The organism is Bradyrhizobium jicamae (assembly GCF_018130695.1).
GTDB classification, from domain to species: domain Bacteria; phylum Pseudomonadota; class Alphaproteobacteria; order Rhizobiales; family Xanthobacteraceae; genus Bradyrhizobium; species Bradyrhizobium jicamae_B.
Genome location: NZ_JAFCJX010000009.1, coordinates 83,313 through 101,993 on the forward strand (window position 1 = coordinate 83,313; position 18,681 = coordinate 101,993).

An 18,681-nucleotide genomic window follows, 5' to 3' on the forward strand; every position below is an offset into this window, starting at 1 on the left:
ACGGAGAACGCCATGAACGCGCACGCCCTGCCACGCCCGGAGCCTGACACCATCGCCGCGCTGCGGGCGAAGCTGACCGAGCGCCTCGGCGCGCGCGTCTCGGTCTCGCAGTCTGTTCTCGAACAGCACAGTCACGGCGAGGGCCTGCCGGCGGTCGGAATGCCCGATCTCGTGGTGTTCCCCGAGACCAATGAAGAAGTCGCCTTCGTTCTCTCGCTCTGCAATGAGCATCGTGTCCCCGTGACGCCGTTCGGCGCGGGGTCCTCACTCGAAGGCCAGCTGGCGGCGCTGGCCGGCGGCGTCTCGCTCGACACCAGCCGGTTCGACAGGATCCTCGACGTTTCACCGGAGTCGCTGGATTGCCGGGTGCAGGCCGGCGTGACGCGCGAGGCGCTGAATGCGCAGATCCGCGACACCGGGCTGTTCTTTCCGGTCGATCCCGGCGCCAATGCCTCGATCGGCGGCATGGCCTCGACGCGCGCCTCCGGCACCAACGCGGTGCGCTATGGCACGATGCGCGAGAATATTCTTGGCCTGACCGTGGTCACGCCCGACGGCCGCATCGTGCGCACCGGCAGCCGGGCGCGAAAATCCTCCACCGGGCTTGATCTCACCCATCTCTACGTCGGCAGCGAGGGTACGCTCGGCGTCATCACCGAGATTCAGCTGAAACTCTATGGCCTGCCGGAATCGATCGTCGCGGCGGTTTGCCAGTTTGCTTCGCTCGAAGGCGCGGTGGCCGCCGTGGTAACCGCGCTGCAGTCGAACCTGAAGCTCGCGCGCATCGAGCTGCTCGACGAGGTGCAGATGCGCGCCGCGATCAATTATTCAAAGCTCGACTATGCGGAGACGCCGACGCTGTTTCTCGAATTCGTCGGCTCGCCGAACGGCGTGCGCGAGGATGTCGAGATGATGCAGGCGATATCAGACGAGAACGGCGGCGGCGCGTTTCAATTCGCCGAGCGGCCCGAGGATCGCAATCGGCTCTGGAAGGCGCGGCACAATTCGTATCAGGCGGTGAGGGCGCTCGCACCCGGCAAGAGCAACATGGGTACCGATGCCTGCGTGCCGATCTCGGCGCTGCCGGCCTGCCTGCTGGAGACCAAGGCCGACATCGTCGCGTCCGCCCTGCTGGCGCCGATCGTCGGCCACGTCGGCGACGGCAATTTCCACCTCGGCATCCTCTACGATCCCAACGACCCCGATGAGACCGAGCGCGCCGAGGCGCTGGCGTTCCGCACCTCGCGCCGCGCCATTGCGATGGGCGGCACCTGCTCGGGCGAGCACGGCATCGGCCTGCACAAGATCGTTCACATGCAGACCGAGCACGGCGAGGGTGTCGCCCTGATGAAGGCCATCAAGCACGCGCTCGATCCGAACGGGATCATGAATCCCGGCAAGGTCTATCCCTGAGCCCTCGGGAACCGATTCGGTGATTCGGATTCGCTGCTGGAACACGGGTTCCCATGCAAGCAACATTGATTGAACCGACTCGCAGTGTCTCGTGTTAACAGCTCGTTAACCAACTCCGCGCGAGGATTTCGTCCTCGTGCAGAGTCGGTCGCATGAGCTGAAAGGGACTTGAACGATGGCGAAATTCACGCGCGGCGATGTCGTCAAGAAGGACAAAGGCGGGCTTGGCGTCGTCAGGGCGGTCTTTGTCAGCAAGGATGGCCAGCAGATGTATGCCGTCGAGAAGGACGGCGCGTTCGAGTTCATGGACGAAGCGCGCCTGTCGCACATCGAGCGGCCCGAACTGGCGGCCTGACGGCCGCTAGTCGTAGTTCACCTTCGGAAAGAAGTCGCCGCGGCCTTCCGGGGTCATGTCGAGCAGTCCCCACAGGGGATCAGCGAGATCGCCGGCGCGGTGGTGCTGTCTGGGCGCGGATGGGGCAAAGCTCATCTCCGAGCCCCAGAAGTGACGGATCACGCCGCCCGTCTTCCGGAACACGTTGAAGATCGTCTCGTCCCAGTTCTCACCATCCGGCACCTTGTGCTGCGCGCGCATGGCCAGAGGGAACTTCGACGTGTCGCCAAAATAGTCCGCGTCATAGCTGTTGCCGGCTGTCGACAACAGCGACAGGTGATTCCAGCCGCGTGCATGCGCCCAAGCGGCAAGACGCGCGATCGGCGACTTCGCGACGACATGCATCGCGGCCCGTCGGTCCATGTGCCTGGCCGCGCCGTCGATGCCGTCGAGCAGATGCGTGCAGCCCGGACAGGGGAGATCGCGCTCTGGTCCGTACATGAAGCTGTACAGGATCAGCGTGTCGTGCCGACCAAACAGTTCGGACATCTTGATCTTCTCGGGCCGCTGATCGCCGCTGATCCGTTCGAACACATAGTCTTCCGGAATCTCGCCACCGATGGGTAGCGCGCGGCGCTTGGCCGCGACGGCTTCGATGTGCGCCCGTAGCGCGATCTCTTCGTCGAGCAGCGCGTTCCGCGCCGCACGATATTCGGCACTTTCGTTCGGGTAGCGAAGGTGCTCCATGGCTGCCTCGCGTGGCTGTTGGGAATGTGGGATATCGTTCAACACATCGGCGACGAACCCGTTCCTGATGCGCGCGCCGCTACTTGTGTTCCTCCAAGGTGGGCAACGCAGTCCCCGGCAGGTACACCCTGACCGGGCGGATTTCGTAGACCGCCGACGGGTTGACGCTGCGCAGGTCGCGTGCGGCGGCGATCGCAGTCGCCTCGTCGGCGCAGGCGACCACGTAGAAGCCGAGCAATTGCTCCTTGGTTTCGGCGAACGGGCCGTCGATCACCATCCCTTGCCCGGGCCCGCGCAGGGTCTTGGCCTTTGCGGTGTCGCCAAGCCGTGCCGCCGGGCCGAGTTGCTTGGCCAGCCGGCCGTGGACCTGCTTGAGGCCGGTCATGACGGAAGCGTCTTCCTCGGCGGTCCAGGACATGACCTCGGCCTCAACATGGTAGGCCAGGATGGCATAAAGCATCGATTTTCCTCCGGTTTTCCAGTCTTCCAGTCCCAAGGACGTACAGGCTGGGCCGAATCCGACAAAGTCAATTTCGCCCCGCATCGATCGCGCCTTTGTGTCGCGGCCGCCCCATCCGCGAAACCGTCCGGAAACACGATAGTTCGAACCAGACTCGAACCCGCCGCGAAGCTTGCACGACTGATGGGCAGAATGCAGGAACCTGCGCACCACGGCACGGAGAGCGTCATGTCGAACAATTACGTCAGGATCATCTGCGACGCCGAACGGGCGCCTGCATCGCAAACCGGCGATTGGCACGATGCCGCCAGCCGCGCCGCTTCCAACCATCATCGCTACTACGGCGCGTCCGCCCTCAACGGCGGTGAGCGCATCGTCGAAAGCCGCCGTGGCCGGCGTCCGCGCTGGCTCAGCCTGTTCGGCTTCTGAACGCGCCTTTCGGCGTCCACGCCATGAGCGGTCTCTGGCTGTTTGTTCTGTTTATGGCTTTGATCGCCTCACTGCTCCCCAACACCTGCTTCACCAGCTTCTCGCGCAACCGCGCCAATTCACCACTCGCCTCCATTTGTCCGATCACCTCGCCGACGCGCTTGGCGAGATCGCGGTGCCGCTCATGCAGGTAGTGGTAGATGTAGATGCGCTCGATCGGCGGCGACAGCGCGCGGATGCGTGAGTCCAGGTTGAGTTTCTTCACCGCGACGCGTCCGCTGAAGAGGTCGGTGACCATCAGATCGAAGCGGTCGGCATCCAGCATCCGGATCAAGCTTTCCAGGCTGGTGGCCGCGGTGACATCAGCCATGCCGCGCGTGCCGGCCTCCGAGGAGCCGACGCCGCGCACGATGCCGATGCTGAAGTCGCGGATCGAGTCCCAGCCGCGGACGTCGAAATGCAGCGTCTTGGAGAACACTGAAGGCTCGATGTAGTTGATCGGCGGCGTGATCTGCACCAGCGTCGGATAGTCGCGCGACAGATTGCCGATGCGCTGGATTTCACCGTCAAGCTCGCCGCTGCTGCTCAGCGCCAGCGCGCGCTTGCCGGGGACGTCCTCGAATTCGAGCTTGATGTCGAGCTTCGCATAAACCGCCCGCAGCATCTCGCCGCCGACATACTGGTCGGGGATGTCGGCGATTCGCGACAGCCGGATCACGGTTTGCGCGTGCGCCGGGCCAATGCACAACACCATGCAGACGACAATTGCCCGCCACATCACGCTTCTCCTGGTTTGTCCCAGCCCAATACCGGATTCGAGGATCGACGCGATCACCTGGACATGGTGTAGCTTTCGAATTGCCGTTGGAAAAGGGCGCGCTCGCGCCGGCGCTCTCCGGAGTTTTACTGATGTCCTTTGCAGGGCGCGGTGCTAATTTGTCCGCGCTTCCTGCTGCTGGGCGGACAATTACCCCGCATCCATCGACATCGCCCGGAGGTTGGCGGGCAGCTGGCGCAGGCGGGGCCGGTCAGACGGACAGTGCAGGCTTGTTGGACGGCTGTGGCCATAGGGGCGCGCCGCAGCGGAATGTACCGCGATGTCAGGGGAGTGCTGTGGGCGATAGAGGCGATAGCGATCTCGGCCGCCAGCTGGTGATGGTATCAGCGGCTGCGCGGGACGATCTCGACGGCATCCGATCCCCGTTGACGCCGCCCGTGCTCGGGCCGCCGTTGCTGCGGATGTTCAAATGGCTCGGCGGCGGCATCGGTCCGCGGCTGCTTGCCGCGGTGCTGCTGTTCAGCTCGATCGTCACGCTGACGCTGACGGCGGTGCAGCTTTATCTGGACTATCATCACGAGGTCAACGTCATCGAGAGCCGGCTCGACGAGGTCGGCCGCAGCTATCTCGGCAGCATCGGTGAGAGCCTGTGGAATCTCGACCAGAACCAGCTGCAATTGCAGCTCACCGGCATCCTGCGCCTGCCCGACATCAGCGCGGTCGAGCTGCGCGAGCGCTCGACCCGGCCGAATGCGATCTTGATCAGTCTCGGCGAGCGCGGCACCGCGTCCGTGGTCGCGCGCGATTATCCGCTCGACTATTTCGGGCAAGGCACCAAGCACCGGATCGGCATGCTGCATGTCGAGGCGACGCTGACGGAAGTGTATCGGCAGCTGTTGAACCGGGGGCTGGTGATCCTGGCGAGCCAGGCGGCAAAGACCTTCCTGGTGTCGTTCTTCATCCTCTACATGTTTCACTGGCTGGTGACGCGGCATCTGACCGACATCGCGGCGTTCGTCAGCCGCTACAATCCGGCGCGGCCGCCGCCGCCGCTCACGCTCGATCGCAAGCCGCCGCACACGGCCGACGAGCTCGATCACGTCATCAATGCCTTCAACCGGATGTGCGCCACGCTGCAGCTCGCCTATGGCGACCTGCGTGAGGCCAATCTCAAGCTGGAGCAGGATCTCGTGGTGCGGCGCGAGGCGGAGGAGAGCGCGAGGCACAGCGAGCAGCGTTTCCGCGATTATGCCGAGACCGCGTCCGACTGGCTCTGGGAGACCGGGCCAGATCACGTCTTCACCTATGTCTCCGATCGGCTCACCGCGTTCGGCATGGACCGCGCGGCAATGATCGGCAAGCGCCGGCTCGACGTGGCGCTCGACCAGGACACCGAGTCGCAGAAATGGCGCGAGCACATGGCGACCCTGGAGCGGCACGAGCCGTTCCGCAATTTCCAGTACACCCGCCACGATTCGGCCGGCCGGCTGCGCCATCTCAGCGTCAACGGCCTGCCGGTGTTTGCCGCCGACGGCCGCTTCATGGGCTATCGCGGCACCGCCACCGACCTGACCAAGCAGCACGAGGCCGAGGAGCGGCTGCGCCAGTCGCAGAAGATGGATGCGATCGGGCAGCTCACCGGCGGCGTCGCGCACGACTTCAACAACGTGCTGACCGTGATCACGGGGACGATCGAGATCCTCCGCGAGGGCGTCGCCGACAAGCCCGAGCTCGCGGCGATCGCGCAGCTGATCGAGGATGCGGCCGCGCGCGGTGCGGACATCACCTCGCAGCTCCTGACCTTCGCGCGACGCCAGCCTCTGCAGCCGCGCGAGATCGACGTCAATGGGCTCGTCACCGATACCGCGCGGCTGTTGAATCCGGTCCTCGGCGAGCAGATCGCAATCGCCACCGCGCTCGCCGACGATGCCTGGTCGGCGCTTGCCGATCCCTCGCAGCTTTCGTCCGCGATCATCAATCTGTCCGTCAACGCCCGCGACGCGATGAAGGGCGGCGGCAAGCTCACGCTCACGACCGCCAATCTCGTCGTCGACGAGGCTCTCGCGATCGATCTCGGCGGCGTGAAGCCGGGTCCGTTCGTGATGATATCGGTCACCGACACCGGCTCGGGCATCCCGGCCGACATCCGCGACCGTGTGTTCGAGCCGTTCTTCACCACCAAGGGCGTCGGCCGCGGCACCGGCCTCGGCCTCAGCATGGTCTACGGCTTTGCCCGGCAGACCGGCGGCGCCGTGAGGATCGAGAGCGAGGAGGGGCTGGGCACGACCGTGCGGCTCTATCTGCCGCGCGCGGCCGGGCAGGCGGCGGCGAAGGCGGTGCCGCTTGCGATCCCGGACCTGCCGCGCGGCCATGAAACTATTCTGGTGGTCGAGGACGACGCCCTGGTGCGCGGCTATGTGATCGCCCAGCTCGGCAGCCTCGGCTATCACACGCTGGTCGCCAGCGACGGCATCAAGGCGTTGGCCATGGTCGATTCAGGCGCGGCCTTCGACCTGCTGTTCACCGACATGATCATGCCCGGCGGCCTCAACGGCCGCGAGCTCGCCGACGCCGTGATGAAGCGCCGGCCCGGCATGAAGGTGCTCTACACCTCCGGCTATACCGACAACGTCGCGGTGCATGAAGGCCACCTCGATCCCGGCATCACGCTGCTGAGCAAGCCGTACCGGAAATCGGACCTGTCGCGGAAGATCCGCGAGGTGCTGTCGGGCGCCCCGGCAACCTGAAGCTGATTTGGAATCAAGAGCAGGCGCTCACAAACGACAAAGGCGCGGCGGGGAAAACCCCGTCGCGCCCGCTTTGTTGTCTCGCTGGTCCAGGGCTGGAAGCGCCCCTGGTGCCGAGCTGTTAGTCGGAGCTCAGCGGGCGATCCCAGCGAGGTGACAGCGCTTGGTAAAAGACACTGGATCACCTCCTTTCGTTGGTTAAGGGGGCCTTTAATATAGGCGGCAAATGCCCCGCCGTTAAGTGGGCCGGTCCCGGGCCCCTCGAATCCGCCCGCGGCACGGGAACTAGGCTTGTTGTCAAGACGATAAGCCCGTGGGGAGCCGGTTGAGGCCGCCGCCCGGCCGTGTTAGGGGATCGCCAGACGCGGGTGTAGCTCAATGGTAGAGCAGCAGCCTTCCAAGCTGAATACGAGGGTTCGATTCCCTTCACCCGCTCCAGCCTTCGCTCGCGAAGCGAGAGAAGGCTGGAGCGCCGGAGCCTTCGGCGAAGGCGGGCTTTGCGGTCGCGAGCTACGGCTCGGCAAGCCAGAATCCCGTCCCTCAGTTCATCCGCCTCAGATCGAGCGTCAGCGGATATTGCGGGTTGATCGGCGCGGATCTCGGCGACATCGGGCCTGCCGTGTGTCCGTAGGGCTCGAAGCGGGTCAGGCGGCGGCCTTCCGCCTCGTAGGCGTTGACCGGAAAGATTTCGAAGTTGCGCCCGCCCGGATGGGAGACGTGATAGCGGCATCCCGCAATGGAGCGCTGTGACCACGTATCCACCACGTCGAAGGTGAGCGGGACGTGCGGCGGGACGGTCGGATGCAGCGCCGAGGGCGGCCACCACGCCCGATACCTCACGCCCGCAACGGCCTCACCCTGGGTGCCCGTTGGTGTCAGCGGCAGCAGGCGTCCGTTGCATGTCACCACGTAGCGGCTGCCGGTCATGCCGCGCACTTTGACCTCCACGCGCTCCAGAGATGAATCGACGTAGCGTGCCGTGCCGCCGATGACGCCTTCCTCGCCGAGCACATGCCAGGGCTCCAGCGCCTGCCTGATCTCGAGCTCGATATCGCCGGCGTGGACGACGCCGCAGCGCGGAAAGCGAAACTCGAAATGCGGCTCGAACCATGAGAGCTCGACCGGCAGGCCTGCCTCCTTGAGATCGGTGATGACGGAGCCGAAGTCGGACCAGACGAATTTCGGCAGCATGAAGCGGTCGTGCAGGCTGGTGCCCCAGTGCACGAGCTCCTGCCGGTAGGGCCGCTCCCAGAACATCACGACGAGCGCGCGGATCAAAAGCTGTTGCGCCAGACTCATGCGCGCATGCGGCGGCATCTCGAAGGAGCGAAACTCGACCAGGCCAAGGCGTCCGGTCGGTCCATCCGGTGAAAACAGCTTGTCGATGCAGATCTCGGCGCGATGCGTGTTGCCGGTGACGTCGACCAGCAGGTTGCGGAGGATGCGATCGACCAGCCAAGGCGGAACGTACTGGTTGGAGCCGGGACGCGGCAGCGCATCGAGCGCGATCTCCATCTCGTAGAGTGCTTCGTGCCGTCCCTCGTCGAGGCGCGGGGCCTGGCTGGTCGGCCCGATGAACAGGCCGGAGAACAGGTAGGAGAGCGAAGGGTGGTTCTGCCAATAGGCGATGATCGAGCCGAGCAGATCGGGGCGCCGCAGGAACGGGCTGTCCGCCGGCGTATGGCCGCCGAGCACGATGTGATTGCCGCCGCCCGTTCCGGTGTGGCGTCCGTCGAGCATGAATTTCTCGGCGCTCAGCCGGCTGAGATGCGCTTCCTCATAGAGCGCGGTCGTGATTGTCACGGTTTCGTCCCAGCTGCGGGACGGGTGGATGTTGACCTCGATCACGCCAGGATCCGGCGTCACCTTGACGCTGTTGATGCGCGGATCGGATGGCGGCGTGTAGCCCTCGATCAGAACCGGTAGCGCCGTGACGCGTGCCGTCTCCTCGATGGCTGCAACCAGCGCCGCATAGTCCTCGGCGTCCGACAATGGCGGCATGAAGATGCAGAGCTGGCCGTTGCGCGGCTCGATGGCAAGTGCGGTGCGCACCGAGCCTGCGACTTCGTTCTGGCTCGAGGTCGGGATGAACGGCATTTCCAGCGCCACCGTGCGCCGTCGCTGCATCAGGATCCGTCGTTCGGGAAGCGGCGGCGCGCCGGCAAAGGGATCGCGCGGCAACACGTGCGGGAATGACGCCGCCGGCAAGGACGGCAGCGAGCCGAGTGGCAGACGGAAGCCGGCGGGCGAGTCGCCCGGCACCAGAAACAGCTTGCTGCGCCTCAGGCCCCAGCGCTCGGTCACCCAGCGCCGGCCGCGATCGGCGGTCTGCCAGGCCTGGATCGGCAGCACATAGCTGACGGGGTTGCCGAGCCCGCGATCGAACACCGAGATGATGCGTTCACGTTCGGCGGTATCCTCGAGTGTGTTGGTCGCCGGCGTTTCGTTGATCGGCAGCTTCTGCTCGACCAGCATGAAATGCGCGGCGTCCTCATAGGCCGGAATGCCGCTGGTCTCGGGCAGTCCGAGCTGATTGCAGAGGCCTGCCATGAAGCGTTCGGCGTCGGTGCTGGTTGCGGCCGTGGCGGCGGTCTCGCGCACCAGCAGGCTCTTGTCTTCCCACAGCGGCTGCCCGTCGGAGCGCCAGTACAGCGCGAACGCCCAGCGCGGCAGCTGTTCGCCCGGATACCATTTGCCCTGACCGTAGTGCAGCAGCGCGCCCGGCGCGAAGCGCCGTTCGAGACGGCGGACGAGATCGTCGGCATAGCGCCGCTTGTTCGGGCCGACCGCTGCGGTGTTCCACTCGGCTCCCTCCATGTCGTCGGCGGCGACGAAGGTGGGTTCGCCACCCATGGTGAGGCGCACATCGCCCGCCACGAGCCTCTCATCCACCGCATGCCCCGCGGCCAGGATGTCGCTCCAGATTTCTTCCGTGTACGGCTTGGTGACGCGCGGCGTCTCGCGGATGCGCTTCACCTCCATGCGGAAGCTGAAGTCGACCTCGGCCTTGTCGTGTCCGCCGCTGATCGGCGCCGCGCTGGTCGGATGCGGCGTGGCCGCGAGCGGAATATGTCCTTCGCCCGCCAGCAGGCCCGAGGTCGGGTCGAGCCCGATCCATCCGGCGCCGGGAACGTAGACCTCGGTCCAGGCATGCAGATCGGTGAAGTCGACATCGGTGCCGGTCGGCCCATCCAGTGATTTCACGTCCGGCGTGAGCTGGATCAGATATCCGGAGACGAAGCGGGTCGCGAAGCCGAAGTGACGCAGCAGCTGAACCAGCAGCCAGCCGCTGTCCCGGCACGAGCCCGAGGCGAGTTGCAACGTCTGCTCCGGGGTCTGGACTCCAGGCTCCATCCGCACGAGATAGCTGATGTCGCTCTGGAGCCTTTGGTTGACACCGATCAGGAAGTCGATCGTGTTCTGCGGCTTGCGTTCGATGCTCGCAATGTAGCGCTGCAGCAGCGGGCCCGGCGGCTCGATCTCGAGATAGGCCGCAAGGTCGCGCCGCTGCTCATCGCCATAGTCGAACGGCCATCCCTTGACGCTGTCCTCGACGAAGAAGTTGAACGGATTGATCACCGCCATGTCGGCAACGACGTCGATGGTTACCGCAAAGCTGTCGGTCGGCTCGGGAATCACGATGCGCGCGAGGAAATTCCCGAACGGATCCTGCTGCCAATTGACAAAATGATCCTTGGGCTCGAGGGTCTGCGAATAGCTGAGAATGGGAGTCCGGCAGTGCGGGGCAGGCCTGAGCCTGATGACCTGGGGACCCATCTTGATCCGACGGTCGTAGCGGTAGCGCGTTTCGTGGGTCAGAGCGACATGAAGAGCCATTGAATCACGCTTGAGAGGTCACGCCCGGGGAGCCTGTTGCACACAAGCACGCAAGAACCGAGCCAGATTTCGGGGCAGCGCGCGGCCGTGGGGGTTCGCAGGCTTGATCCGCGCCGAACCGAATTGGCCACGGCGTGTGCCGTCAATTTTGTGGTGAATGCCTACACTTTGATCATGTTGGCTAGAAGCGAGGCTGCTTAAGATGGCGATCGGGAGTCGGCATTGATCGCGCGAGGAACGTGTGGCGATCTCCGTCATTGAGCCATCGCATATTTTCCAACCGATAGTGGCCCGATCGCGTCGCAGCCCTCGACTATTGGTCGCCCTGGACTATTGAAAGCATGAAGCGATTTCCCTGTCCGACGTGCCAGCAGCCCACATCATTCGAGGATGAACGGTGCGGCCGTTGCGGCACCGAGCTTGCCTTCGACGCATGTCGGCTCCGTATGTGCGCGCTGAGCGACATCGTGCCATGCGCAAACCGCAATCTCATCGCCTGCAATTGGGCCATCGAGGACCGCACCGGGTTCTGCGCCGCGTGCCGCCTGACCCGCACCATTCCCAATCTCGGATCGCGGCGCAACGTCATCCTGTGGCGGAAGGTCGAGGAAGCCAAGCGCCGCCTGATCTATGATCTTGTGCGGCTCGGGCTGCCGCTCACGGCGACCAGCGGCGCCGGTCTCGCATTCGATATCCTCTCGGAGGATGTTGCGGGCGTCCCGATCATGACCGGCCACGCGGCCGGACTGATCACGCTCAATCTCGTCGAGGCCGACGATGCCGAGCGCGAGTCGCGCCGGATCGCGCTGCGCGAAACCTACCGGACCTTGCTCGGCCATCTCCGGCATGAGGTCGGTCATTTCTACTGGGACCTGCTGATCGCGCAGACGAAGCTGAGCATGGCATTCCGCGCGGTGTTCGGCGACGAGAGCGTCGACTATCAAGCCGCGCTCAAGACTTACCACGCGCGTGCCGACCGTTCGTTCGACCAAAACGGCTTCATCAGCGAATACGCCACATCGCATCCGTGGGAGGATTGGGCGGAGACCTTCGCGCACTTCCTGCACATCGTTTCGACGCTCGACACCGCGGCATCGCTGCCGTTGCTGCTGACGGAACGTGCCCGCCAAACCTTGCATGATCCCTATCGCGAGGCGGATTTCGACGCGCTGCTAGCGTCGTGGAGCCCGATTTCGGAAGCGCTCAACGACCTCAATCGGTCAGTCGGGCAGGGCGACGCCTATCCCTTCGACCTTTCGCCGATCGTGAAAGGCAAGCTGCATTTCGTGCACATGGCGATCGTGTCGTACCGCGAGACGGCGCGTCATGATTAGTTGGGCGGGGAGCGCGCGGCCTCAAGCTCGCTAAGCCGTCACTTCCTCCGCATCCGGCGCGCCCGGCGCCGTGGCCCAGGCGAGCTCGACCAGCGTCACGATGCGCCGGCCCATGCCGTCGATCTGGCAGACGATCAGGCCCTGTTCCTCGATATAGGTCAGCAGGCGCCGCGCGCGGCGGAACGAATGGGTGCCATAGGCGCGCGCGATCGCGGCATCGCTCGGGCAGGGCTGGCCCTCCTTGGCCGCGCGCGCGATCATCATGAAGACGCCCTGCATGTCCTCGGGCAAGATGCCGGCGCGGAGCGAGACGTCCTGCCAGGCGTCATCCTCGGCCTCGCCGGCGCCGAGGCCGGCGCGGGCGCGGGTCAGCATGCGGCGGAAGTCGGTGAGATCGGGCACATCGGCACCGAGGCCCTCGATCCGGCAGCGCACCACGAACTCCTGATAGAGCACGCCGATGGCGCGGAAGCCGGCATCGGGCTCGGCCAGGATGGCGGACAGGATGCGGTCCAGCCGTTCGCGCCGGGCCGCCACTTCTTCGGCGCTGAGCGGCTGCGCGACGGGATCAGGGCTGATCTCCAGCGCCGCGGATTTTGCCGCCATCAGTTGTCCCAGCAGGTCCGGCGCCAACCGGCGCTGCGGTCGGATGTTGTCGGGCGGCGGCTCCGCCAGGATGACGGCGCGGGCGTCCTCCAGCGTTGCGCCCGGCAGCGGCATCAGGCGCGGCGTGGCGTTGCGCGGCGCCGTCTCGGTGGCGCCGATCCGCAGGCCCAGCGGTCGGCGGGAGAGGGCGGGGCCGAGCGCCATGAACTGACCGCGCTCCAGATCGCGGAACGCCTCGGCCTGGCGCCGCTCCATGCCGAGCAGATCGGCGGCGCGCGCCATGTCGATGTCGAGGAAAGTGCGGCCCATCAGGAAATTGGAGGCTTCGGCGGCGACGTTCTTGGCGAGCTTGGCCAGCCGCTGCGTCGCGATCACGCCGGCGAGTCCGCGCTTGCGACCGCGGCACATCAGATTGGTCATGGCGCCGAGCGAAAGTTTTCGCGCCTCGTCGGACACTTCGCCGGCGACCGCGGGCGCAAACAGCTGCGCCTCGTCGACCACGACCAGCATCGGGTACCAGTGATCGCGCGCGACGTCGAACAGACCGCCGAGGAACGCCGCCGCACGCCGCATCTGGTTCTCGGCGTCGAGCCCCTCCAGATTGAGCACCGTAGAAACCCGGTGGATGCGCGCGCGCTCGCCTGCGACCTGCAGGCCGCGCTCGGTGTGATCCTCGGCGTCGATCACGAGGTGGCCGAAGCGCTCCGCCAGCGTGACGAAGTCGCCTTCGGGATCGACGATGGTCTGCTGCACCCATTGCGCGCTCTGCTCCAGCAGCCGGCGCAGCAGATGGGATTTGCCGGAACCCGAGTTGCCCTGCACCAGCAGGCGGGTCGCCAGCAATTCCTCGAGGTCGAGATTTGCCGAACCGCCCGCGGTCGTCTGCCCCATCTCGATCGCAACGGTCATGTCTCGACTCGAACCCCCAGAGGCAAGCGGCTTAGCAACGCGCTCGCGCTCCGTCGAGCGCATTGCGTTTTGTGTCGGCGCTGAGTCGTGGAAATCCTGTGGTGATCTCTGCGGGATAAAGAATTGGCTGTGCATCGCCGGAACGCGCATTGCCTGCGTGACAAATATTCGGAGCATTCCGAATCAAGCTTTTCCATCCAGACATATTGTGCCAGCCGGGGCCGGATCGATTCGCCCGCGATCAGACGGCCGGCGTGGCTCTCGCGGAAAAATGCCATTCGCCGCCGATCGATTGCGGCTCGCGGCGAAATTTGTAACGGCGCCTTTCCATTTCGGGTTCGGCAAACAACTGAAACCCGATTGAATCTGTAAAACAAGTTATCGTTAACGACGCGGCTCCTAGCCTGTTTGCAACAACGCAATTGTTGTCGAGTGCAAGGAGCAAAGCATGACGACGATCTCCGCTGCGTCGAGCAGCGCCACGTCACCGCTCAGCCTGTTGAAGGCCGAGCTCGCCAGGGAAATCTCGTCCGGCACCATCAGCTCGAGTGACCAGAGCGTGCTGTCGTCGGCGCTCGACGATATCGATTCGGCGATGAAGGCCGGCGGCGCCGGTGGCGGCGCGCCGCCGCCACCGGACGAAGCGCAGTCGAAGATCGACAGCCTGATCGACAAGGAGGTCTCCGACGGCAAGCTGACCAGCGACCAGGCGACCGAGCTGAAGCAGGTGTTCGCCAACACCTTCTCCGGAGGCCCCGGCGAGGCATCGTCCTCCGACGGCACGTCGTCGACCGACGCGACCTCGGCCAGTTCAAGCACGTCATCCTCCAGCGACTCCTCGTCCTCGTCTGACGATATCGATCAGCTGCTGAAGAAGCTGCTTAGCGCGCTGCAGAACCAGATGGGATCGTCAGGAGCCTACACCGCCAACGGCGGCACGAGCGCCGCGTCGAACTCCTCGCTGCTGCTGAACTACACAGCCTGACCGGTACGTCCATTCGATGCAAGCACCTTTCCCCATGGCGCGTCTGATCGCGTGCCTGTCGCGCTTCCGCCGCGCGCGCAGCGGCAACATCGCGGTCATCTTCGCGCTGGCGCTGCTGCCGATCCTGACCTTCGTCGGCGCCGCCGTCGATTACTCGCTGGCGGTGCGGGCCCGGACCAAGGTGCAGGCGTCGCTGGATTCGGCGGTGCTGCTGGCGACCGCCTCGACCGAGATCTCCAAGAGCGCCGCGACCGTCCAGGCCGACGCGCTGAACATGTTCAACGGGCATATGAGCGCCTACAACATGACGGCGAGCTCGGTGACGATCACCGCCACCGACAGCGTGACCACGCGCACCGTGGTCGGCGTGGCGTCGGCGAGCATCACCACCACTTTCATGAGGGTGCTCGGCTTCAAGACCATGTCGGTGTCGGCGACCTCGACGGCTGCGGCGTCGATGCCGACCTACATGGATTTCTACGTGGTGCTCGACAATTCGCCCTCGCAGGGGCTGGGGGCCACCACCGCCGACATGACGGCGCTGCAGAACGCCACCTCGGACAGCTGCGCCTTCGCCTGCCACGACACCTACACGTCGAGCTCGAAGAAGACGCTGCAGACCAACAGCTACTATTCGATCGCCAAGAGTCTGGGGATCACGATGCGGATCGACGTGGTGCGCACGGCGACCCAATCGCTGACGGATACAGCCACTGCGAGCCAACTGGTCAGCAACCAGTTCCGCATGGCGGTCTACAGCATGGGCTCCGACTGCAGTGCGGTCGGCCTGACCACGATCGCGGCGCTGTCCTCGAGCCTGTCCTCGGTGAAGACCCTGGTCTCCTCGCTCGACCTGATGACGATCCCCTATACCAACTACAACAACGACATGTGCACCGATTTCGACGGTGTGCTGGCGTCCGCAAACACAACGATCCCGAGTTCGGGCACCGGCACCGCCTCGTCGCCGCAGAAATGGCTGTTCTTCGTCGCCGATGGCGTCGCCGACTACTACTATCCCTCGACCTGCACCCAGACGGTGATCTCTTCGAGCGGCCGCTGCCAGGAGCCGCTGACGACGACGATCTGCGACACCATCAAGGCGCGCGGCATCAACATCGCGGTGCTCTACACCACCTATCTCGCGATCACCAACAACAGCTGGTACACGACCTATATCGCGCCGTTCCGCAGCTCGATCGCGACCAAGATGCAGGCCTGCGCAACGTCGGGATATTATTACGAGGTGTCGAGCGACAGCAGCATCTCGGCCGCACTGAATGCGCTGTTCCAGAAGGCGGTGGCGTCGGCGCATCTGACGAAGTAGGCGGTCACACGACACGGTCAGACCGAGAGGTCAAATCCCGGCGTCGCCACTTCTGAGAGGAACGAGGCGAGATACATCTTCCCGCGCACATGCAGGCTCGCGGCCGTGCCGGCCTTGAGCCGGCCGCCGCGATAGGCTTCGCTGAATTCCGCAAGTGTCGGCGCCGCGACATCCGTGTCAGGCGCAGCGCGCGGCGCAATTGCGGATGCGCTGAGCATGACGTCGGCGTAATAGAGGCGGGTAAGGGCGCGGACGAGCTTAAGCCTGGCTAGCAGGGCGTCGTCAGGCGCGCGGCCGAGCCACGATTGCAGCAGGATGGTCTCGAGCTCCGGTGTCCGCGCGATGCCGTCGCTGATGATCGCGATGTCGACCAGCGGGTCGCTGCGGTAGGCGGACTCCCAGTCGATCATCCAGAGCCGTTCGCCGTCGAACAGGATGTTGCCCGGGACGGGATCATTGTGGCTGGAGACCGAGTGTCCGGTATCCCAGAGATAGGCCGTGCGGATGCGTTCGAGATGCGCGGTGGCGGGATCGAGCACGCCTGACGCGAACAGGCCGGTGCGGCAGACATGGGCCCAGAGCCGGGCCACGATATCGGGATAGAGCACGAAATGCGGAAAGGTCGGCGTCGCCTGCAGTCGCGCGCGCAATTCCCCGAGCGCCTTAGCCAGCGCGGGCAGGCCGCCGGGGTAAGTGTCGAGCGGCCGGCGGCGAACGAAGTCCATCACGGCGACGCGCGACGTTTCATTCACGTGATGGAGCCGCGGTGCGATGCCGGCTTCGGCCGCGATGCGCAGCGAGACATATTGATGCGGATTGCGCAGCGGGCTTTCCAGCGGCTCGAAGCCCAATCGCTCCAGCGGGCTCACCGTTCCTTCAAGGCGCAACAGATATTGATGGCCGTTCGCATCGATCCGGAACAAGCGTGCCGCCGTCATGCCGCCGGAAATGGGGATCACCGCCTCCATGGGCGCAGAGCCGAGCACCTCGGTCAGCGCGGCATACGCAGCATCGCGCAGGCGCGGTGGGAGCGTGTCGAGTTCGGTGGCGGCCATGCGCGATGCTAGGCGAAGTCGGGGCCGCCCTAATGCCGCGCGAGCAGGATCACGATGATGACAGCCATGATCGCGCACAGCACCTTCCAGAACGTCACGGGATCACGATCGTGCAGCGATTTGCGAGTGATTGCCGCGGGGCCGGCCCAGGTGGCGCCGTTTTCCAGCTCGTGGGCGAATTCGATGACGTCGCCGAAGCGCTGCGCGGGGTCGATGCTGAGCGCCTTGCCGATGACCGCGTCGAGCCAGGCCGGCAGGTCCGGCCGGTAGCGCGACAGCGGCGCGGGCTTGCCGAAGCGCGGGCGCGAGAACGGCTCGATCTCGCCGAAGGGATAGTTGGCGGTGAACATGCGGTACACGGTGACGCCGAGCGCGAACAAATCGGACGCCTCGTCGCCGGCCTTGCCGCCGAACAGCTCCGGCGCCATGTAGCTTGCGGTGCCCGGAATGTCCTCGGCGGGAAAGTCTTCCAGCAGCGGCACGCGCGCGACGCCGAGATCGACCAGACGAAGACCGCCGTCCTTCAGCAGGATCACGTTGTCGGGCTTGATGTCGCGATGGATGATGCCGGCGCGATGCAGCGCCGTCACGGCGCGGACCAGCTTGGTCGCAATGCCGATGCCCTCGGTGAGCGACAGCCGCGGCGCGCGCTTGAGGCGCTGCTCCAGCGTCTCGCCCTCATAGAGCGGCATCGCCGAATAGAGTCTGGTCTGCCGATCCGCCGGCTGCTCGATGATCTCGCCGATCCACAGGCTGCGCACGCGCGCGGCGACCCAGGCCTCGCGCACGAAGGCGAGGCGGTAGGAGCCTTCGCTGGCGACGCGCGGATGCGGAAATTTCAGCACCACCTCGCGGCCCTGCCGCTTGTCGGTCGCCTTGAACAGGCGGCTGTAGCGGCCGTCCGACAGGATGTCGCCGAGCGCGAAATCGTCGACGGCGTCGCCGCTCTCGGGCAGATCGAGGATCGGCAAGGTCGCGATCGCATGCGTCAGCTCGTCGCGATCGGCCGGCGGCAGGTCGACGACGTCGAGCACCAGCGCCGTGGTGTTGTCGTGGCTGCCGGCATCGAGCGCGGCGTCGACGATGGTGCGCGCGGAGTCCTCGGGCGGCGTCCGCTCGCCGAGCAGGTCCTGGATGCGCTGGTCACTGAGCACGCCGTGCACGCCGTCGCTGCAGATCAGCAGGCGGTCATGCTGGCGCAGGCCCACGCTCGTGTAGTCGAAGCGGGCGAATTCCTCGAAGCCGATGGCACGGCTCAGCACGTGGGCGAGATCGCCGCGGCCGGCGATGTGGTCCTGCGTCAGTTGCTCCAGCCGTCCCTCGCTCAGGCGATAGGCGCGGGTGTCGCCGATATGGATGACGTGACACTGCCGCCGCGACAGGATCACGGAAGAGAACGCGCAGGCCATGCCGCTGCGCGCAGCATCGACGCGGCCCTGGCTGTGGATCCAGCTGTTGGCGGCCTCCAGCGCCCGTGCGGCGCGACGGCGAACGCCGAGCGTCTCAGGCAGCGAGTAATAGGCGTCGAGAAAGCTGCGGACCGCGACTTCCGCGGCCTCGCGTCCGCCCTTGTGGCCGCCGACGCCGTCGGCGACGGCAGCCACGACGTCGCGGCTCAGCGCGCCCGGCCGGCCGAGCGAGGCCGCGACGTAGTCTTCATTGGCCTCGCGCTTGCCGGTCTCGCTGGCGAAACCGACCCGCACTCCCAAATCACGCTGCG

14 protein-coding genes and 1 tRNA gene are annotated in these 18,681 nt (G+C 65.5%); 8 read left to right on the forward strand and 7 right to left on the reverse strand.

From position 1 onward, the window contains the following. Nucleotides 1-12: 12 nt before the first annotated feature. On the forward strand, nt 13-1,413 hold the full coding sequence (locus JQ604_RS14650; RefSeq protein WP_212358118.1) for an FAD-binding oxidoreductase: 1,401 nt from the start codon (nt 13-15) through the stop codon (nt 1,411-1,413). 175 nt (nt 1,414-1,588) lie between these two features. Continuing rightward, nucleotides 1,589-1,768: a hypothetical protein gene (locus tag JQ604_RS14655; protein WP_212358119.1), complete on the forward strand. Its 180-nt coding sequence runs from the start codon at nt 1,589-1,591 to the stop codon at nt 1,766-1,768. Between the two features lie 6 nt (nt 1,769-1,774). On the opposite strand, the gene JQ604_RS14660 is transcribed toward JQ604_RS14655, so the two are convergent. Next, a complete protein-coding gene (locus JQ604_RS14660) occupies nt 1,775-2,494 on the reverse strand; it encodes a DUF899 family protein (protein WP_212358120.1) in 720 nt (239 codons plus the stop codon). A gap of 79 nt (nt 2,495-2,573) precedes the next feature. After that, nucleotides 2,574-2,954: a YciI family protein gene (locus JQ604_RS14665; RefSeq protein ID WP_212358121.1), complete on the reverse strand. Its 381-nt coding sequence runs from the start codon at nt 2,952-2,954 to the stop codon at nt 2,574-2,576. A 228-nt stretch (nt 2,955-3,182) separates the two neighbouring features. Between JQ604_RS14665 and JQ604_RS14670 the strand changes: the two genes are divergently transcribed. Then, nucleotides 3,183-3,383 (forward strand): hypothetical protein, encoded by a 201-nt coding sequence (locus JQ604_RS14670; protein WP_212358122.1) that lies wholly within the window; start codon nt 3,183-3,185, stop codon nt 3,381-3,383. Here JQ604_RS14670 and JQ604_RS14675 read toward each other — a convergent pair. Beyond that, entirely contained in the window at nt 3,364-4,161 is a 798-nt protein-coding gene (locus JQ604_RS14675) for a substrate-binding periplasmic protein (RefSeq protein ID WP_212358123.1), read from the reverse strand. The two genes, JQ604_RS14670 and JQ604_RS14675, sit on opposite strands and share 20 nt — an antisense overlap. Nucleotides 4,162-4,496: 335 nt before the next feature. Between JQ604_RS14675 and JQ604_RS14680 the strand changes: the two genes are divergently transcribed. Beyond that, complete coding sequence (locus JQ604_RS14680; protein ID WP_433996247.1) at nt 4,497-6,908, forward strand: ATP-binding protein; 2,412 nt, start codon at nt 4,497-4,499, stop codon at nt 6,906-6,908. Between the two features lie 364 nt (nt 6,909-7,272). Further along, nucleotides 7,273-7,346, forward strand: a tRNA-Gly gene (locus JQ604_RS14685). A 102-nt stretch (nt 7,347-7,448) separates the two neighbouring features. Here the strand turns inward: JQ604_RS14685 and JQ604_RS14690 are convergent. Beyond that, nucleotides 7,449-10,745: a DUF2126 domain-containing protein gene (locus tag JQ604_RS14690; RefSeq protein ID WP_212358124.1), complete on the reverse strand. Its 3,297-nt coding sequence runs from the start codon at nt 10,743-10,745 to the stop codon at nt 7,449-7,451. Between the two features lie 341 nt (nt 10,746-11,086). On the opposite strand from JQ604_RS14690, the gene JQ604_RS14695 reads away from it, so the two are divergent. Further along, nucleotides 11,087-12,079, forward strand: coding sequence for a zinc-binding metallopeptidase family protein (locus JQ604_RS14695; RefSeq protein WP_212358125.1), 993 nt, complete (start codon nt 11,087-11,089; stop codon nt 12,077-12,079). Nucleotides 12,080-12,109: 30 nt separating this feature from the next. Here the strand turns inward: JQ604_RS14695 and JQ604_RS14700 are convergent, their stop codons facing one another. After that, complete coding sequence (locus JQ604_RS14700; RefSeq protein WP_212358126.1) at nt 12,110-13,594, reverse strand: ATP-binding protein; 1,485 nt, start codon at nt 13,592-13,594, stop codon at nt 12,110-12,112. A 448-nt stretch (nt 13,595-14,042) separates the two neighbouring features. Here JQ604_RS14700 and JQ604_RS14705 point away from each other — a divergent pair, with 448 nt between their 5' ends. Together JQ604_RS14705 and JQ604_RS14710 are read left to right on the forward strand one after the other, a co-directional pair. Further along, nucleotides 14,043-14,579: a hypothetical protein gene (locus tag JQ604_RS14705; protein ID WP_212358127.1), complete on the forward strand. Its 537-nt coding sequence runs from the start codon at nt 14,043-14,045 to the stop codon at nt 14,577-14,579. A 34-nt stretch (nt 14,580-14,613) separates the two neighbouring features. Further along, complete coding sequence (locus JQ604_RS14710; protein ID WP_212358128.1) at nt 14,614-15,906, forward strand: TadE/TadG family type IV pilus assembly protein; 1,293 nt, start codon at nt 14,614-14,616, stop codon at nt 15,904-15,906. A gap of 17 nt (nt 15,907-15,923) precedes the next feature. Here the strand turns inward: JQ604_RS14710 and JQ604_RS14715 are convergent, their stop codons facing one another. Continuing rightward, the gene (locus JQ604_RS14715; protein ID WP_212358129.1) at nt 15,924-16,961 is read right to left on the reverse strand and encodes a phosphotransferase; all 1,038 of its coding nucleotides are present in this window, start codon (nt 16,959-16,961) and stop codon (nt 15,924-15,926) included. Between the two features lie 29 nt (nt 16,962-16,990). After that, the gene (locus JQ604_RS14720; protein ID WP_212358130.1) at nt 16,991-18,664 is read right to left on the reverse strand and encodes a protein kinase domain-containing protein; all 1,674 of its coding nucleotides are present in this window, start codon (nt 18,662-18,664) and stop codon (nt 16,991-16,993) included. Nucleotides 18,665-18,681: the final 17 nt, after the last annotated feature.

What these genes read in the sequence shown, in the direction of transcription:
- JQ604_RS14705 (WP_212358127.1), top strand. Translation starts at nt 14,043, where the DNA reads ATGACGACGATCTCCGCTGCGTCGAGCAGCGCCACGTCACCGCTCAGC.
- JQ604_RS14695 (WP_212358125.1), top strand. Translation starts at nt 11,087, where the DNA reads ATGAAGCGATTTCCCTGTCCGACGTGCCAGCAGCCCACATCATTCGAG.
- JQ604_RS14665 (WP_212358121.1), bottom strand. Translation starts at nt 2,954, where the DNA reads ATGCTTTATGCCATCCTGGCCTACCATGTTGAGGCCGAGGTCATGTCC.
- JQ604_RS14715 (WP_212358129.1), bottom strand. Translation starts at nt 16,961, where the DNA reads ATGGCCGCCACCGAACTCGACACGCTCCCACCGCGCCTGCGCGATGCT.
- JQ604_RS14690 (WP_212358124.1), bottom strand. Translation starts at nt 10,745, where the DNA reads ATGGCTCTTCATGTCGCTCTGACCCACGAAACGCGCTACCGCTACGAC.
- JQ604_RS14670 (WP_212358122.1), top strand. Translation starts at nt 3,183, where the DNA reads ATGTCGAACAATTACGTCAGGATCATCTGCGACGCCGAACGGGCGCCT.
- JQ604_RS14650 (WP_212358118.1), top strand. Translation starts at nt 13, where the DNA reads ATGAACGCGCACGCCCTGCCACGCCCGGAGCCTGACACCATCGCCGCG.
- JQ604_RS14655 (WP_212358119.1), top strand. Translation starts at nt 1,589, where the DNA reads ATGGCGAAATTCACGCGCGGCGATGTCGTCAAGAAGGACAAAGGCGGG.
- JQ604_RS14710 (WP_212358128.1), top strand. Translation starts at nt 14,614, where the DNA reads ATGGCGCGTCTGATCGCGTGCCTGTCGCGCTTCCGCCGCGCGCGCAGC.
- JQ604_RS14660 (WP_212358120.1), bottom strand. Translation starts at nt 2,494, where the DNA reads ATGGAGCACCTTCGCTACCCGAACGAAAGTGCCGAATATCGTGCGGCG.
- JQ604_RS14675 (WP_212358123.1), bottom strand. Translation starts at nt 4,161, where the DNA reads ATGTGGCGGGCAATTGTCGTCTGCATGGTGTTGTGCATTGGCCCGGCG.
- JQ604_RS14700 (WP_212358126.1), bottom strand. Translation starts at nt 13,594, where the DNA reads ATGACCGTTGCGATCGAGATGGGGCAGACGACCGCGGGCGGTTCGGCA.